The organism is Streptomyces sp. NPDC111520 (genome assembly GCF_055635295.1).
Window position 1 is genome coordinate 256,369 of the sequence record NZ_JBVKBW010000011.1, and the last position, 14,342, is coordinate 270,710.

Sequence of the window (14,342 nt, forward strand, 5' to 3'; positions counted from 1 at the left end):
GGAACGAGACCGCACACCATGACACCGCCCGTCATCCCCGGCTTCGCCCGGCGCCGCGTCCCCGTCGCCGACGGCGTCGCCCTCAACGTCGCCGTCGGCGGCTCGGGCAGCCCCGTCGTACTGCTGCACGGGTTCCCGCAGACCCACCTCATGTGGCGGCACGTCGCCGCCGACCTGGCCGCCGACCACACCGTCATCTGCCCCGACCTGCGTGGCTACGGCGCCAGTGACAAGCCGGCGCCCATGGACCCTCACACGTACGCCAAGCGCACCATGGCGGCGGACGTCGTCGCGCTGGCCCGCGCGCTCGGGCACGAGCGCTTCGCGCTCGCCGGCCACGACCGCGGCGCCCTGGTCGCCTTCCGTGCCGGGCTCGACCATCCCGACGCGGTCAGCCGGCTGGCCTGCCTCGACGTGCTGCCGACCCTGGACATGTGGGACGTCCTCAGCGGCGCGGACGCGGCCGTCGCCTTCCACCTGTACCTGATGGCCCAGCCCCCGGGCCTGCCCGAGGAGATGATCGCCGCCGCCCCGGACGCCTTCTTCGGCCACTTCCTCGACGCGTGGAACCGGTCCCCGGAGGCCGTGCCGCCCGCGGTGCGCGCCGCGTACCTCGACGCGTCCCGTGCGGCCGTGCCGTCGATCGTGGCCGACTACCGCGCCTCGGCGACCGTCGACCTCGACCACGACCGGGCCGACCGGGCCGCGGGCCGGCGGCTCGGGATGCCGGTCGCGGTCCTCCAGCAGGACTGGGGTGCCGCCCTCGGTTACGACGCCCGCGCCCTCTGGGAGGCCTGGGCGCCCGGCCTGACCCACACCACGGTCGGCTGCGGCCACTTCATGGCGGAGGAGGACCCGGAACTCGTGGCCTCGGCGCTGCGCGCACTCGTCGCCTCCTGAGCCCGCGCGGCCGCGGGGGTGGCCGGGAAGAAACGCCGGGTGTTTTCGTTACAATGAACGTATGTAATGTAATGGCTCCCGCGAGGAGGACCGGATGTCCATGTCCCCCGCCCCCACCCCCGCGCCCGGGACCGGCTCGCCGGCGCCCCTCGCGACGGCCGAGCGCTGGTTCGACTTCATCTGCCCCTACTGCTACGTCGCCCAGGACCGCTCCCGGATCCTGCGGGAGCACGGGATCCACGTGGTCGGGCACGCGCTGCCGATCCATCCCGAGATCGGTCCGGGCGGCATACCGGCCGGCCCGCGCACCGGCCCCGGGTACGCGTTCCTCGCCCGGGAGGCCGAGGCGGCGGGCCTGCCGCTGCGCTGGACGGACCGCATCGCGGACTCCCGCCCGGCCCTCGCGGCCCACGAGTGGCTCGCCGCGACCTCCCCCGAGGCCGCCGACCGCTTCGAAGCCGCGGTGTTCTCGGCGAACTTCGCCGACGGCCTCGACATCGAGTCCCGGGAGCTTCTGCTCTCCCTCGCGGCGGAGGCGGGCGGCGACGCGGCGGGGCTGCGTGCGGCCTGGGACACCCCGGCACCGGCTGCGGCGCTGGCCGCGGCCAGGTCGCTCGCCGCGCGGTACGGCGTCCATGCCACGCCCACCTGGGTCTCCGGCCGCCGCGGGATCGCCGGACTGCGGCCCCGGGAGTGGTTCCGGGACTGGGCCGCGAGGCTCACCTCCTGAGCCCCGCCGGGGCGGACGCGAGCGCCTCGCGTCCGCCCGGGCGCCCTACTCCGCCAGCGCCTCCACGTGGCCCGCGGCGTCGCGGGCGGCCTCGTCCGGCGTACGGCCCTGCTCACGGGCGTACAGGTAGGCGGCGTACCAGTCCCACCAGTGGTGTTCGGGCGCGCTCGCCTCGTAGGCGCCGTGGCGCTCCTCGGTCTCGTGCAGGAGCCCGGCCAGGGTCGGGACGTCCATGGGGAACCTCCTCCTCGCTCTGTCGCAGGGGCCCGGAGTCCCACCGTCCGCGAGGACGGTGGGACTCCGCAACCCGGAACGCGGACCAGCTCGCGCCTAGCGCATCGGGCGGAAGCCGGTGCGGACCTCGTCGACGAACAGCTCGGGCTGCTCCCAGGCGGCGAAGTGCCCGCCCTTGGGGAGCCGGTTGTAGTGGACGAGGTTCGGGTACGCCTGCTCGGCCCAGCTCCTGGGGGCCTGGTAGAGCTCGTCGGGGAAGACGCTGACGGCCACGGGCAGCTTGACGCCCTTCGCGCCGAAGAACGGACTCGTGTTCTCCCCGTACAGGCGTGCCGCGGAGACGGCGGTGTTGGTCAGCCAGAACAGGGTGATGTTGTCCAGCACGTCGTCGCGGGACAGGCCCTCGCTCACGCCGTTGAAAGCCCTGGTGATCAGCTCCAGGCTGGCCTTGTCGTGGTCGAGCATGAAGGCGGCCAGACCCACCGGGGAGTCCGCCAGGGCCGTCAGCGACTGCGGGCGCGAGCCCATGATGTAGGCGTAGTAGACGTGCCGGTACACGAAGTCGAGCTGCTCGACCGCGGCCTTCTGCTCGTCGTCGGCGAGGACGACGTCGGCGGGCAGCGGGTTGCCCGCCACGATCGCCTCCTCGATGGCGGGCGGGATGACCTTCGGCATGTTGGTGTGGATGCCGACCAGGCCCTCGGGCTCCTGCACGCCCATGAGGTCCGTGACGACGGCGCCCCAGTCGCCGCCCTGCGCGACGTACTTGGTGTAGCCCAGGCGCTTCATCAGCTCGCCCCAGGCGGCGGCTATGCGCTCCGGGCCCCAGCCCTTCGCGGTGGGCTTGCCGGAGAAGCCGTAGCCCGGCATCGAGGGGATCACCACGTGGAAGGCGTCGGAGGCGTCGCCGCCGTGGGCCGTCGGGTCGGTGAGCGGCTCGACGATCTTCAGCTGCTCGACGACCGAGCCCGGCCAGCCGTGCGTCACGATCACCGGCAGGGCGTCCGCGTGCTTGGAGCGCACGTGGATGAAGTGGATGTCCAGCCCGTCGATCTCGGTGATGAAGTGCGGCAGCGCCTTCAGCTTCGCCTCGACCTTGCGCCAGTCGTACTCCGTCGCCCAGTACCGCGCCAGCTCCTTGACCGTGGCGAGCTGGGTGCCCTGGGACTGGTCGCCGACGGTCTCCTTCTCGGGGAAGCGCGTCGCCTCGATGCGCGCACGCAGGTCCGCGAGGTCCGCATCGGAGAACTCGAACGTGAACGGACGGATCTCCGGGGTCTGCGGAGTGAAGGACATATGGGTCTCCTCGTCGTGTACGGCGACCCTGCGTCGCCGCTCACCCAAAGTGACCCGAAAGGGGCGGGCGTCGCCCCAGGGAAAACCCCGGGGATCGCCCCGGGGCCGGGACCCCCGGGTGGTGCGGCCGACCCCGGGGAGAGCGCTACGGACAAACCACCCGCTATACCTCGAATGCACTAAAATGAGCACGTCACGCAGGGAGATCAGGAAGATCCGTCCATGGGCGTGCCCGCCATCGACGCACAGCTCGGACTGCGGGGCCGGGACCGGGAGCTGGCCGCGCTGGAAGGCGTGCTGGCCACGGCCCGGGCGGGCGGCAGCGCGGTACTCGTCGTCCGCGGCGAGCCGGGGATCGGCAAGACCGCGCTCCTCGGCCACGCGGCGGCCCGGGCCACCGGCTTCTGCACCGCCGCCATCGCGGGAGTCGAGGCGGAGATGGAGCTGCCGTTCGCCAGCCTGCACCAGCTGTGCGCTCCCCTGCTGGACCGGCTGGACGGACTGCCCGCACCGCAGCGGGACGCCCTGTCCGTGGCGTTCGGACTTCGGGAAGGCACGGCCCCCAACCGTTTCCTGGTGGGCCTGGCCACGCTGAGCCTGCTGGCGGGCGCAGCCGGGGAACGGCCGCTGGCGTGCTTCGTCGACGACGCGCAGTGGCTGGACGACGGGTCCCGTCAGGTGCTGGCCTTCGTCGCCAGGCGGCTGGTGGCCGAGTCCGTGGCCCTGGTCCTGGCCGTACGGGAGCCCGACGACGACCGGGGGCTGGCCGGGCTCCCCGAGCTGGCCGTGACCGGCCTCGGCGAACCCGACGCGCGCGCCCTGCTCGCCTCGGCCGTCCGCGTCCCGCTCGACCCACTGGTGCGGGACCGGATCGTCGCCGAGGCCCACGGCAACCCGATGGTCCTGCTGCACCTGCCGAGCACCCTCACCCCGTCCGAGCTGGCGGGCGGCTTCTGGCTCCCCGGCAGGCGCCCGGCGGCGGGCCACGTGGAGTCCGCGTTCCACCAGCGGTACCTGTCCCTGCCGCGGGACAGCCGCAGGCTGCTGCTGACCGCCGCGGCCGAGCCGACCGGGGACGTGGAGCTGCTGTGGCGTGCGGCCGCCGCGCAGGGGATCCCGGCGGACGCCGCGGCGGCGGCCGAGGCCTCGGAGCTGGTCGAGTTCGGCGCCACGGTGCGCTTCCCCCACCCCCTGGCACGCTCGGCCGTCTACCAGCGGACGCCGGCACCGGAGCGCCGCGCGGCGCACGATGCGCTGGCCGGGGCCACCGATCCCGACCGGGACCCCGACCGCCGGGCGTGGCACCGCGCCCACGCCGCCGCACGGCCCGACGAGAGCGTCGCCTTCGACCTGGAGCGTTCGGCGTGCCGGGCACAGGGCCGCGGAGGAGCGGCCGCCGCCGCCGCGTTCCTGCGCCAGTCGGCGGAGCTCACCCCGGATCCCGCCCGCCGCGCCGGCCGTGCGCTGGCCGCCGCCCAGGCCGCCATCGACGCCGGAGGCGTGGACCGGGCCCGCACCCTGCTGGCGACGGCCGAGGACGGCCCGCTCGACGACCTGCAGCGCGCCCGGCTCGAACGGCTGCGGGCCCGGCTGGAGTTCTCCCAGGTGCGCGGGAGCGTCGCGCCCCGGCTGCTGCTCGACGCGGCACACCGCCTGGCGCCGCTGGACGCCGCCCTGGCCCGTGACACCTTGCTCGAGGCGGTCGGCGCGGCGATCTTCGCCGGCGGCCTCAGCGAGGGGCCGGGACTGCGGGAGGTGGCGGCGGAGGCCCGCGCGGCGCCGCCGCCCCCGGTGCCGCGGACGCTCGACGTGCTCCTGGACAGCGTGGCGGCCCTGGTCCTCGACGGCTTCACGGCGAGCGTGGGCGCCCTCAGGGACGCGCTGGGCCGCGTCCGGCAGGAGCTGCGCTCCGGCGCCGCCCGCATGGACGGCGACCGGCGGTGGCTCTGGCTGGCCTGCCCGGTCACGCCCGAACCCCTCGCTCTGGAGCTGTGGGACGACGACGCCTGGTGCGAACTGGCGTCCGGCGCGGTGTGCGTCGCCCGCGCGGGAGGGGCGCTCGCCGTACTCCCGATGGCGCTCAGCTACCAGGCGTGCTTCCACGTGCACGCCGGCGAGTTCGACACCGCCGAGGCCCTGATCGACGAGGCGGACGCGATCTCGGAGGCGACGGGCAGCGTGCCGATGATGTACACCTCGCTGCTGCTGGCCGCCTGGCGGGCGCAGGAGTCCCGGGCGCTGGAGCTGATCGAGCACCACATCCGGGAGGTCGGCGACCGCGGCGAGGGCCGCGCCCTCAGCCTCGCGGAGTACGCGACCGCCGTGCTCTACAACGGACTCGGCCGTTACGACACCGCGTTGGAGGCGGCGACGCGCGCCTGCCGGTACGAGGACCTGGGCTTCCTCGGGTGGACGCTGTTCGAGCTGATCGAGGCGGCCGCCCGCAGCGGCCGGCCGGAGGCGGCCGCCACCGCGCTGGAACGGCTCACCGAACGCACCCGCGCCAGCGGCACCGAGTGGGCGCTGGGCGTGGAGGCCTGCGCACGCGCGCTGCTGAGCGAGGACGAGCCCACCGCCGACGCGCTCTACCGGGAGGCGGTCGAACGCCTCGGCCGCTGCCGCATCGCCGTCCACCTGGCCCGGGCCCGCCTGCTGTACGGCGAGTGGCTGCGCCGCCGCAACCGCCGCCAGGAGGCGCGCACCCAACTGCGCAGCGCCCACGAGGTGTTCAGCAGGCTCAAGGCGGACGGCTTCGCCGAGCGCGCCCACCGCGAGCTGCTCGCGACCGGTGAGACCGTGCGCAAGCGGACGGTCGGCACCGCGGAGCGGCTCACCGGTCAGGAGGCGCAGATCGCGGCGCTGGCCGGTCAGGGGCACACCAACTACGAGATCGCCGCCCAGCTGTTCATCAGCCCGCGCACGGTGGAGTGGCACCTCGGCAACGTCTTCACCAAGCTCGGCGTCTCCGGGCGGCGGCAGTTGCGCACAGCGCTGCCGCCCGAGGGGACGACGACCCGCCGGCAGCGCTGAGGACTGTCGGGCTCAGCCCCCCTCCACCGTGCGCAGCGGCCTGCCGTCGGACGGGGCGAGCTCGACCACCCGGACGACGTCGCGCTCGCCCTCGTCCAGGGTCAGCCGAATGCGCTGCGAGCCGTCCCAGTCCGCCCCGACCAGGGAGTAATGGTCACCGCTGACGTGGCCGACGCGCCAGCGGCGCGTCGTCAGGCCCGAGCCCTCGTCGACGTAGACCAGCCACAGGGGGTCGAGGATCGCGTCCCCCTCCTCGACCACCAGGCGCCGGTCGGGACGGCCGGGCGCCGCCTTGCTCATCGTCTCCTCACCGTCGACCGGCCCGAAGAGGGCGAGCGCGGACGTGACCGCCAGGGTGCCGAGGACACCGGCCACCAGGATCAGGGAGCGCAGCACGGCTGCGCGCACCGCGAGGACCAACGCCGCGGTCAGGGCGGCACCGACGCCGATGGCGAAGACCAGGGGGTGGTCCAGGAGCCGGGCCACGAGCAGCAGCCCGCCCGAGCGGTTCCCCTCCCGCCGTCCGGCCCACGCGCCGAGGGTGAGCACCCCGGCGACCGCCGTGAGCACCACTGCCGCCGCCCGCCGGCGACGGTCCGTCATCTCCACCACATCCAGCTCCCCGCCCCTGACGTCGGACGCGCACAGACTAGCCCCGGTCGATCAGGATGTGGCCTCGCCCCGATCGCCGACGGGCCCGCGGCGGTCCGCCCCGGCGTCAGCCCGGCGGGCGCAGGCCGTCGACCACGAGGTCGGTGACCCGGTGGCCCCGGTCCCGGCCGAGGGTGTCCCCGCCGACGCGCCAGAGGAAGCCCATCAGCAGCAGCACGTCCTGCGGGGCGAGGCCGGGGCGCACGCTGCCGTCCGCCTCGCAGGCGCGCAGCAGCCTGCCGACGGCACCGACGACGCGGGCGCAGGTCTCGTGGACGGCCGCCTCCCGGGCCGCCGCCCCGTGCAGGGCCTCGCCGAGCCCGTGCCGGACGCGGACGCAGTCGGCGAGGTCGCCGAACCAGGTGCGGAACGCCTCCAGCGGGGTGTGGGCGGCGAGGACGTCGTCGACGGAGTCGGCCAGGCGCCGGACGTCGTGCCGGTACACGGCCAGGACGAGGTCCTCGCGGGTCGGGAAGTGCCGGTACAGGGTGCCCGCACCCACGCCGGCCCGCTTGGCGATGGTGTTGAGCGAGGTGGTCGCCGACTCGGCGAAGGCGTCGTGGGCCACCCGCAGGATGTGGTCCCGGTTCCGGATCGCGTCGGCGCGCCGGCGGGCGTCCGTTGCCGTCACGGGGCCTCCGCTTCGCGTCGTCGGGTGCGGCGGAGCCCGCTCCGCCGCGGGGGCCCTCCCCGGGGGAGCGTACTCCAGGTCGACGGCCCGTCACCTTCGGTGATCGGCCGGGCCGGTGGTACGGACCGGGTCGTCCCGGCGTCCGTCGCAGTCCGTGAGGCGGCGGAGCACCTGCCCGGCATCGAGGACCTTGCGCACGTCCTCCGGGGGCAGGGCGGCGAGGCGCACGGCGAGGGCCTCGGCCTCCCCGCGCGCCATCCGGACGAGTTCCCGCCGGCCCGGCGCGGTCATGACCACCCGGGTGGCACGGCCGTCGACCGGGTCGGGTTCGCGGCGGACCAGACCGGCCGCCTCCAGCTGCCCCACGGCGGCGGTGACCGTGGGCTGGGTGCAGGCGGCCCGCTCGGCGAGGACGCCGACGCGCGAGGGCCCGTACTGGTTCAGCAGGGCGAGGACGATGAGCGGCGTCGGCTGCACCCTCGGCTCGGGGCGGGCCCGGCGCAGCAGCCGCACCAGGCGGTGCAGGGACACCACGAAGTCCAGCGCGTCGTCCTCGCTGACCACCGCCATCGTCCGCCCCCTCGTTCCGTCCGCGTCGGGTCAGGGAATCCCGATCGTCGGCGAGTACAGGTCCATCCACAGCGCCAGGTCCAGGGCACGTTCCAGGCCGTGCCGGGCGGCGTGGGTGCTGACCGGCGTGTCGGTCCTGACCGCGTCCTCCAGCCAGGTCCGGCTGACCAGGTCGAACACCGGGTGCGTGGACTTCGCCAGCAGGTCCTTGCCGTTCTCCTGGAGGGCCACGAAGTACTTCGGGTCCTGGGTGGAGGGGTAGGGGCTCTTGACCCGGTCGTAGACCGAACGCGGCAGCAGGTCCGCGGTGGCCTCGCGCAGCAGGCTCTTCTCCCTGCCGTCGAAGGACTTCAGGGACCAGGGCGCGTTGTAGACGTACTGGACCAGACGGTGGTCGCAGAACGGCACCCGGACCTCCAGCCCGTTGGCCATGCTGGCCCGGTCCTTGCGGTCGAGGAGGATGCGCACGAAGCGGGTGAGGTGGAGGTAGCTGATGACGCGCATCCGGTACTCGAAGTCGCTCTCGCCGTCGAGGCGGTCGACGCCGGCGACCGCGCGGCGGTAGCCGTCGTGGACGTAGCCCTCCAGGTCCAGGGCCTTGGCCACCTGGTCGGTGAGGATGTTGCCGTCGTCGCCGAACTCGGTCGTGAACCGCACCAGCCACGGGAAGGTGTCGGCCCGGCGGGCCTCCTCGTCGAAGAACTGGCGGTAGCCGCCGAAGACCTCGTCGGCGGACTCGCCCGACAGGGCGACGGTCGAGTGCTGCCTGATGGCCTTGAACAGCAGGTAGAGCGAGGAGTCCATGTCGCCGAGCCCGGCCGGGATGTCACGCGCGCGGATCACCCTGGCCCGCACCTCGGGGTCGGCGAGCTGGTCGGAGTCGAGGACGATGTCCTGGTGCTCCGTCCCGCAGAGGGCGGCGACGTCGTGGACGAACGGGGTGTCGGGCGTCCCCCGCAGGCTGTCGGGGACGAAGTGCTCGGTCTGGCCGACGAAGTCGACCGCGAAGCTGCGCACCTTCTCGCCCTGCTCGGCGAGTTGCCGCGCCGCGAGCGCCGTCATCGCCGAGGAGTCCAGTCCGCCGGAGAGCAGGGTGCAGCGCGGCACGTCGGAGACGAGCTGGCGGCGCACGATGTCCTCGAGAAGCTCGCGCACGCGGGCGATCGAGGCCTCCTTGTCGTCGGTGTGCGGCTCGGTCCGCAGCGACCAGTAGACGTGGGTGCGGATGCCGCCGCGTCCGACGGTGACGACGGTGCCGGGCTCGACCTCGCGCATGCCGTCCCAGATCGCGTGACCGGGCGTCTTGACGAAGGCGAAGAGCTCCCGCAGCCCGTCGAGGGTGACGCGGCGGGGGACGAGCGGGTTGGCGAGGATCGCCTTGGGCTCCGAACCGAACAGCACGCCGTCGTCGGTCGGGTAGTAGTAGAACGGCTTGATCCCCATCCGGTCGCGGATCATCACGAGCTTCTGTTCGCGGCTGTCCCAGATGGCGAAGGCGTACATGCCGTTGAGCCGTTCGGCGACGGCCTCGCCCCACTCCAGGTAGCCGCGCAGCACCACTTCGGTGTCGGAGGTGGTGGTGAAGCGGTGGCCGCGCGCGGCGAGTTCCTCGCGCAGTTCGGTGAAGTTGTAGGCCTCACCCGAGTACACCATCGCCACCGCGCCGCCCTCGGGTGCCTCGGCGCTCATCGGCTGCCGGCCACCCGGCAGGTCGATGATCGCGAGCCTGCGGTGTCCGAGCGCGGCGGGCCCGTCCACCCAGGTGCCGCGGTCGTCAGGCCCGCGGCAGGCCATCGTCTCGGTCATCGCGTCGACCGTTTCCTGCTCGTCGCGCAGGTCCCTGCGGAACGAGATCCATCCGGCGATTCCGCACATGCGTATGCCTCCGGGCTCTAGCTGTGCCCGACCGTCGTCCGCTGCGTCACGGATCGGGTCGGCCCTGCCGGCTCCGCGGCGCGGTTGTCACTCCCGGTGAAATGTATCGGGCATCTATCAATCGAGTCTCCGTCGCCTCCGGTCGGTCGTCAAACGCCCGCGCCGACCGCGTGCTCCGCGAGGGGACCGACCGTCAGACCGGCGTCCCGGCAGGCCGTGACCAGGGCCGGGAGCGCCGCGAGGGCCGCCCGCCAGGACCCGGGGGCGGAGGCGTGGTCGCTGTCGTGCAGGAGCACGGTGGCGCCCGCGCGCAGATCGGGGCGGAGGGTCGCCAGCACGGACCCTGCGGTGGCGCCGGGCGTCCAGTCCCGGCCCCAGGCGCTCCACAGGACGGGGGTCAGGCCCGCGTGCGCGGCCGCCGCCCAGCGGCCGCCGGTGAGGATCCCGTACGGGGGGCGGTACCACAGCGGTACGGTGCCGCAGGTCTCGCGGACCGCCCGGACGGCACGGGCCAGCCCGGCCCGTTCGCCCGCCGGGTCCGGCAGCCAGGGGCGGTCGTGGGTCCAGCCGTGGACGGCCACCTCGTGGCCGCGCCGGACGGCCTCGCGCGCGATCCGGGGGTGTCCGTCCACCCGCGCGCCCAGGACGAAGAACGTGGCCCGGACCGAGAGTTCGTCGAGGGCGTCCAGGAAGCGCGGGGTGGAGACCGGGTCGGGCCCGTCGTCGAAGGTGAGGGCCACGTGGTCGGGGCGTCCGAGGCCGGCCAGGGCGGGGAAGGCCCGGCGGCGCAGCCCGGGGAGCCAGGTGGCGGCCGGCACGATGTGCCCGGCGGCCAGGACGCCGCCCGCGAGCACGGCCCGCCGCACGTCGCCGCCGCGCCTCATCGCGGCCCGCCGTGGGCGGTGCGGTGCCGGTCCTCCGCCGCGCCCGGAGGCTCCCCGCCGGGGGCGTCCCAGCCGCCGGCCACCGCGGGCGAGCGCGACAGCCCGACGGCTCCGGCGGCCATCAGGGCGACGCCGGCCGCCTCGGGCACGACGTGCGCCCCGAGCGCGATCCGTTCCTCGAAGAGCACCCAGCCCAGGGCCACGCTCACCACCGCGTCCCCGATGGTCAGCGCCGGCTGGGACGCGGCGAGGCTGCCGGCCCGCAGGGTGACCTGGAGCAGCAGCAGGCTGAGCAGCCCGACCGCGCCCGTCGCGTACAGCTGCCAGGAGGTGAACACCCGGGGCAGGCCTTCCGGGACGCGTCCCGTGATGTCCTTGATCAGCGCCGCCGTGCAGGCGAAGCAGGCGGCGGTGGCGCACCCCAGGACGCAGGCCCGGGCGCCGCCCTTCAGCGCCCGCCCGACGAGCCACAGGACGAGCACCAGCAGCGCCAGCGGCACACCGGCGCGGGGCCAGGTGCCGGGCAGGGCCTGCGCCTCGCCGCCGGACGGCCTCGCGGCGCCGAGGAACAGGGCCAGTCCCCCGGCCAGCGCCAGGAACCACAACCAGGTCCCGGCGTCGGGCCGCCGGGAGAACGCGAGGCTTCCCGCCATCAGGGTGAACAGCAGCTCGGTCGCCATCAGCGGCTGCACGACCGACAGCTGTCCCACCGCCAGGGCACTGGCCTGCAGGGCCCCGGAAACCCCGAGGGCCGCCATCCCGGCCACCCAGAACGGGCGCCGCACGAGTTCCAGCAGGTGCCGCAGCCGCCCGCGTACGCCGTGCCCCGCGCCTTCCTCCTCCTGCTGCTGCAGGGCGGCGCGCCGCTGCAGCGCGGAGGCGGCGCCGTTGGCGAGGGCCGCCAGCAGCGCCAGCACGACGGTCAGGACGGGCACCGCGTCATCCGTACTTGCCCGCGAGGCGCCGGTAGACCCACGGCATGACACCGCGCACCGCGACGGGGATGCGCAGCCACCGGGGGACGAACACCTCGTCCCGTCCGCGGTGGATCGCGTCGGTCACCACCCTGGCGACCCGCTCGACGGGCATCGGGCGGGGCCGGGACCGGGTGTACGCCACGCCCCGCGTCGCGAAGAACGGGGTGTCCACGACGCCCGGGACGACGTGGGTGATCCGCACCCCGCTGCCGGCCAGTTCGTAGCGGAGCGAGTCGGCGAAGGCGCCCAGCGCCGCCTTGGCCGCGGAGTAGACGGCCTCCTCACGGACGCCGACGCTGCCCGCGAAGGAGCCGATCAGCACGACGTGGCCGCTGCGCCGGGCCAGCATGCCGGGCAGCACCCGACGGACCAGCTCCATCGCTGAGACGACGTCCACCATGAAGATCCGTTCGATGAGGCCCTGCGGCATCGAGGCGAAGGGGCCCGCCCAGCCGATGCCCGCCCCGGCCACCAGCAGGTCGACCCGGCCGCCCGTCACGAGCGCGGCGTCGCGCACCAGCCGGCCGGTGCCCTGGGGGTGCTCGAGGTCCGCCGGCAGCGCGGTCCCGGAGGTACGCTCCGCGACCGCCCGCAGGCGCTCGTGGTCGCGGCCGCTGAGCAGCAACCGCCACCCCTCGGCGGCGAGGCGGTCGGCGATCGCCGCGCCGATGCCCGAGGACGCGCCGGTGACCAGCGCGACCGGGGCCGGGCCGCCGGCCGGGTCCGCCGGGCCGCGCACGGGCTCGCCGTGGACCGCCTTGCCGCCGGAGACCGCTTGGGGAGGGTGAGAGGTCATGGCATCGCTTTCTGTCCCTGCCGCTGCAGCTGCCGCCCGGAATGGCCGGTACGGCTCCCCCGGGGCACGTCCCCCTCCGGTCTCAGTAAACCGCCCGATCGCCGGACCGGCTCAGTGGGCGACCCGCCCGAGAGCCGCGGGACGGTCCGCGACCAGTGCCGCAGGCCCCGGGCCCACGTACGGCGCGGCGGTCACCGAAGCCCCGGAGCACACGCGGCGAGCCCCCGTGACGACACGCGGCCGGACGAGCGCCCGGACGCGCCCCCTGAGGCACGCCGCGGAAGCCCCGGCCCCCAACACGAGGCCGCACCACGACCCGCCTTGATCAGCACCCGCCACGGGCGACGCGAACCACGCCGGGGCCGTCGCGGAAGCCGCACCTCGGCGTCGCCGAAGACCCCGCACGACACGCCGGGGCCGACAGCGTTCCCCCGAACCAACGCGTCCGGCGCCGGTCAGCCGGGGCCGGGTCCGCGCACCGCGGGGGCCCGGCGGGCGGGTGGGGGCGGTTCGTTTCAAGACGGGGCAAATCGGTTAGACCCGAGTAGTCCGCAACTGGTGTACGAGGTGATCACGTGCCGGATGTGCTCGCAGCAGCCCTGCCCGTTCGCGCGCGGCGGGACGTGGTGCCGCGGTGACGCACACCGGGCGGGCGGGTCGTGCGCCCCGGCGGTTCCTCGTGCTCAGCGCCTCCATGGGCGCAGGTCACGACGCGGTCGCCGACGAGCTCGTCGCACGGCTCACCGCACGCGGCGGGCAGGCCCGCCGGGCCGACGTCCTCGACCTCCTCCCCGCGCACGCGGGCGCGGCGTTGCGCGGCTTCTACCGCACCACCGTGCTGCACCTCCCGCTGCTCTACGCGGGGATCTACGCGGCGTTCCTGCGCCCGGGCGGGTCGCGCCGCACCCCCGGCCCCGGCGGGCTCGCGGGGCTCGCCGAGCGCGGGCTGGCCGAACTCGTCCGCCGCGAACGGCCGGGGCTGGTCGTCCCGGTGTTCCACCTGGCGGCGCAGCTCACCGGCGGGATGCGGGCCCGCGGGTCGCTGCCGGTGCCGAGCGCGGTGGTGGTCACGGACTTCGACGTCCACAGCCAGTGGCTGCACCCGGGCAACGACCTGTACTGCTGCCTCACGGAGAGCGCCGCCCGCCGGGTGCGCGAGGCGACCGGCCGCCCGGCCGCGGCGACCGGCCCCCTGGTCGCCTCCCGCTTCCTGGCGCCCGCCCCGGACGCCGGGCCCTGGCAGCGGGTGTTCCGTTCCCACGCGCCGGACCGGCCGGCCGTCCTGCTCTCCGCGGGTGCCTGGGGGGCCGGCACGCACCTGACGGACACCGCGGCCCTGCTGGCCCGGGCCGGTTTCCTGCCGGTGGCGCTGTGCGGCGAGAACCGGCGGCTGCGGGCCCGGCTCTCCCGTGTCCCGGGGACGCTCGCGCTGGGCTGGGAACGGGACATGCCCGGGCTGATGAGCGCGGCGGACGCGCTGGTGGACAACGCCGCCGGGCAGACCGCGCTGGAAGCGCTGGCCATGGGACTGCCCGTCGTCGGCTACCGTCCCATCCCCGGGCACGGCAAGGCCGGGGCGCACCGGATGGCCGCGCTGGGGCTGACCCGCTTCGCGCCCGACCCGTGGACGCTGATCGACGCCCTGGACGGCCTCACCCGGCCGCGGCGCCCGCACCGCGTCCTCTCCCCGGCCGCGGCCGCGCTCCTCGCCCCGGACACCGCCGCCCACCTGATGGAGGCGTGCGCGGCGGACCCGGTCGCGGTCTGA

13 protein-coding genes are annotated in these 14,342 nt (G+C 75.2%); 4 read left to right on the forward strand and 9 right to left on the reverse strand.

Annotated elements, in window-relative coordinates:
• Window positions 1-18: 18 nt before the first annotated feature.
• Both ACZ7MY_RS26600 and ACZ7MY_RS26605 read left to right on the forward strand, forming a co-directional pair.
• On the forward strand, window positions 19-900 hold the full coding sequence (locus ACZ7MY_RS26600) for an alpha/beta fold hydrolase (protein WP_499605451.1): 882 nt from the start codon (window positions 19-21) through the stop codon (window positions 898-900).
• A gap of 94 nt (window positions 901-994) precedes the next feature.
• Window positions 995-1,630: a DsbA family oxidoreductase gene (locus ACZ7MY_RS26605; protein WP_499605453.1), complete on the forward strand. Its 636-nt coding sequence runs from the start codon at window positions 995-997 to the stop codon at window positions 1,628-1,630.
• A gap of 45 nt (window positions 1,631-1,675) precedes the next feature.
• Here the strand turns inward: ACZ7MY_RS26605 and ACZ7MY_RS26610 are convergent, their stop codons facing one another.
• Together ACZ7MY_RS26610 and ACZ7MY_RS26615 are read right to left on the reverse strand one after the other, a co-directional pair.
• A complete protein-coding gene (locus ACZ7MY_RS26610; protein WP_499605455.1) occupies window positions 1,676-1,864 on the reverse strand; it encodes a bleomycin resistance protein in 189 nt (62 codons plus the stop codon).
• Window positions 1,865-1,960: 96 nt separating this feature from the next.
• On the reverse strand, window positions 1,961-3,160 hold the full coding sequence (locus ACZ7MY_RS26615; RefSeq protein ID WP_499605457.1) for an epoxide hydrolase family protein: 1,200 nt from the start codon (window positions 3,158-3,160) through the stop codon (window positions 1,961-1,963).
• A gap of 222 nt (window positions 3,161-3,382) precedes the next feature.
• Here ACZ7MY_RS26615 and ACZ7MY_RS26620 point away from each other — a divergent pair, with 222 nt between their 5' ends.
• Window positions 3,383-6,190: an AAA family ATPase gene (locus tag ACZ7MY_RS26620; RefSeq protein ID WP_499605459.1), complete on the forward strand. Its 2,808-nt coding sequence runs from the start codon at window positions 3,383-3,385 to the stop codon at window positions 6,188-6,190.
• 12 nt (window positions 6,191-6,202) lie between these two features.
• On the opposite strand, the gene ACZ7MY_RS26625 is transcribed toward ACZ7MY_RS26620, so the two are convergent.
• From ACZ7MY_RS26625 to ACZ7MY_RS26655, 7 genes are all read right to left on the reverse strand, one after another.
• A complete protein-coding gene (locus ACZ7MY_RS26625; protein WP_499605461.1) occupies window positions 6,203-6,793 on the reverse strand; it encodes a hypothetical protein in 591 nt (196 codons plus the stop codon).
• A gap of 115 nt (window positions 6,794-6,908) precedes the next feature.
• Complete coding sequence (locus ACZ7MY_RS26630) at window positions 6,909-7,472, reverse strand: TetR/AcrR family transcriptional regulator (protein ID WP_499605463.1); 564 nt, start codon at window positions 7,470-7,472, stop codon at window positions 6,909-6,911.
• Window positions 7,473-7,562: 90 nt separating this feature from the next.
• A complete protein-coding gene (locus tag ACZ7MY_RS26635) occupies window positions 7,563-8,042 on the reverse strand; it encodes a MarR family winged helix-turn-helix transcriptional regulator (RefSeq protein WP_499605465.1) in 480 nt (159 codons plus the stop codon).
• Between the two features lie 30 nt (window positions 8,043-8,072).
• Complete coding sequence (gene asnB / locus ACZ7MY_RS26640; protein ID WP_499605466.1) at window positions 8,073-9,917, reverse strand: asparagine synthase (glutamine-hydrolyzing); 1,845 nt, start codon at window positions 9,915-9,917, stop codon at window positions 8,073-8,075.
• A 149-nt stretch (window positions 9,918-10,066) separates the two neighbouring features.
• Window positions 10,067-10,801 (reverse strand): polysaccharide deacetylase family protein, encoded by a 735-nt coding sequence (locus ACZ7MY_RS26645; RefSeq protein WP_499605468.1) that lies wholly within the window; start codon window positions 10,799-10,801, stop codon window positions 10,067-10,069.
• On the reverse strand, window positions 10,798-11,736 hold the full coding sequence (locus ACZ7MY_RS26650) for a DMT family transporter (protein ID WP_499605469.1): 939 nt from the start codon (window positions 11,734-11,736) through the stop codon (window positions 10,798-10,800). Before ACZ7MY_RS26650 ends, ACZ7MY_RS26645 begins: the two co-directional genes overlap by 4 nt.
• A 4-nt stretch (window positions 11,737-11,740) precedes the next feature.
• Entirely contained in the window at window positions 11,741-12,574 is an 834-nt protein-coding gene (locus tag ACZ7MY_RS26655; RefSeq protein ID WP_499605470.1) for an SDR family NAD(P)-dependent oxidoreductase, read from the reverse strand.
• Between the two features lie 634 nt (window positions 12,575-13,208).
• Here ACZ7MY_RS26655 and ACZ7MY_RS26660 point away from each other — a divergent pair.
• Entirely contained in the window at window positions 13,209-14,342 is a 1,134-nt protein-coding gene (locus tag ACZ7MY_RS26660; protein ID WP_499605472.1) for an MGDG synthase family glycosyltransferase, read from the forward strand.

Bases quoted from the DNA above. Each gene is read 5' to 3' on its own strand.
- ACZ7MY_RS26600 (WP_499605451.1), top strand. From the start codon at position 19: ATGACACCGCCCGTCATCCCCGGCTTCGCCCGGCGCCGCGTCCCCGTC.
- ACZ7MY_RS26605 (WP_499605453.1), top strand. From the start codon at position 995: ATGTCCATGTCCCCCGCCCCCACCCCCGCGCCCGGGACCGGCTCGCCG.
- ACZ7MY_RS26610 (WP_499605455.1), bottom strand. From the start codon at position 1,864: ATGGACGTCCCGACCCTGGCCGGGCTCCTGCACGAGACCGAGGAGCGC.
- ACZ7MY_RS26615 (WP_499605457.1), bottom strand. From the start codon at position 3,160: ATGTCCTTCACTCCGCAGACCCCGGAGATCCGTCCGTTCACGTTCGAG.
- ACZ7MY_RS26620 (WP_499605459.1), top strand. From the start codon at position 3,383: ATGGGCGTGCCCGCCATCGACGCACAGCTCGGACTGCGGGGCCGGGAC.
- ACZ7MY_RS26625 (WP_499605461.1), bottom strand. From the start codon at position 6,793: ATGACGGACCGTCGCCGGCGGGCGGCGGCAGTGGTGCTCACGGCGGTC.
- ACZ7MY_RS26635 (WP_499605465.1), bottom strand. From the start codon at position 8,042: ATGGCGGTGGTCAGCGAGGACGACGCGCTGGACTTCGTGGTGTCCCTG.
- asnB (WP_499605466.1), bottom strand. From the start codon at position 9,917: ATGTGCGGAATCGCCGGATGGATCTCGTTCCGCAGGGACCTGCGCGAC.
- ACZ7MY_RS26645 (WP_499605468.1), bottom strand. From the start codon at position 10,801: ATGAGGCGCGGCGGCGACGTGCGGCGGGCCGTGCTCGCGGGCGGCGTC.
- ACZ7MY_RS26655 (WP_499605470.1), bottom strand. From the start codon at position 12,574: ATGACCTCTCACCCTCCCCAAGCGGTCTCCGGCGGCAAGGCGGTCCAC.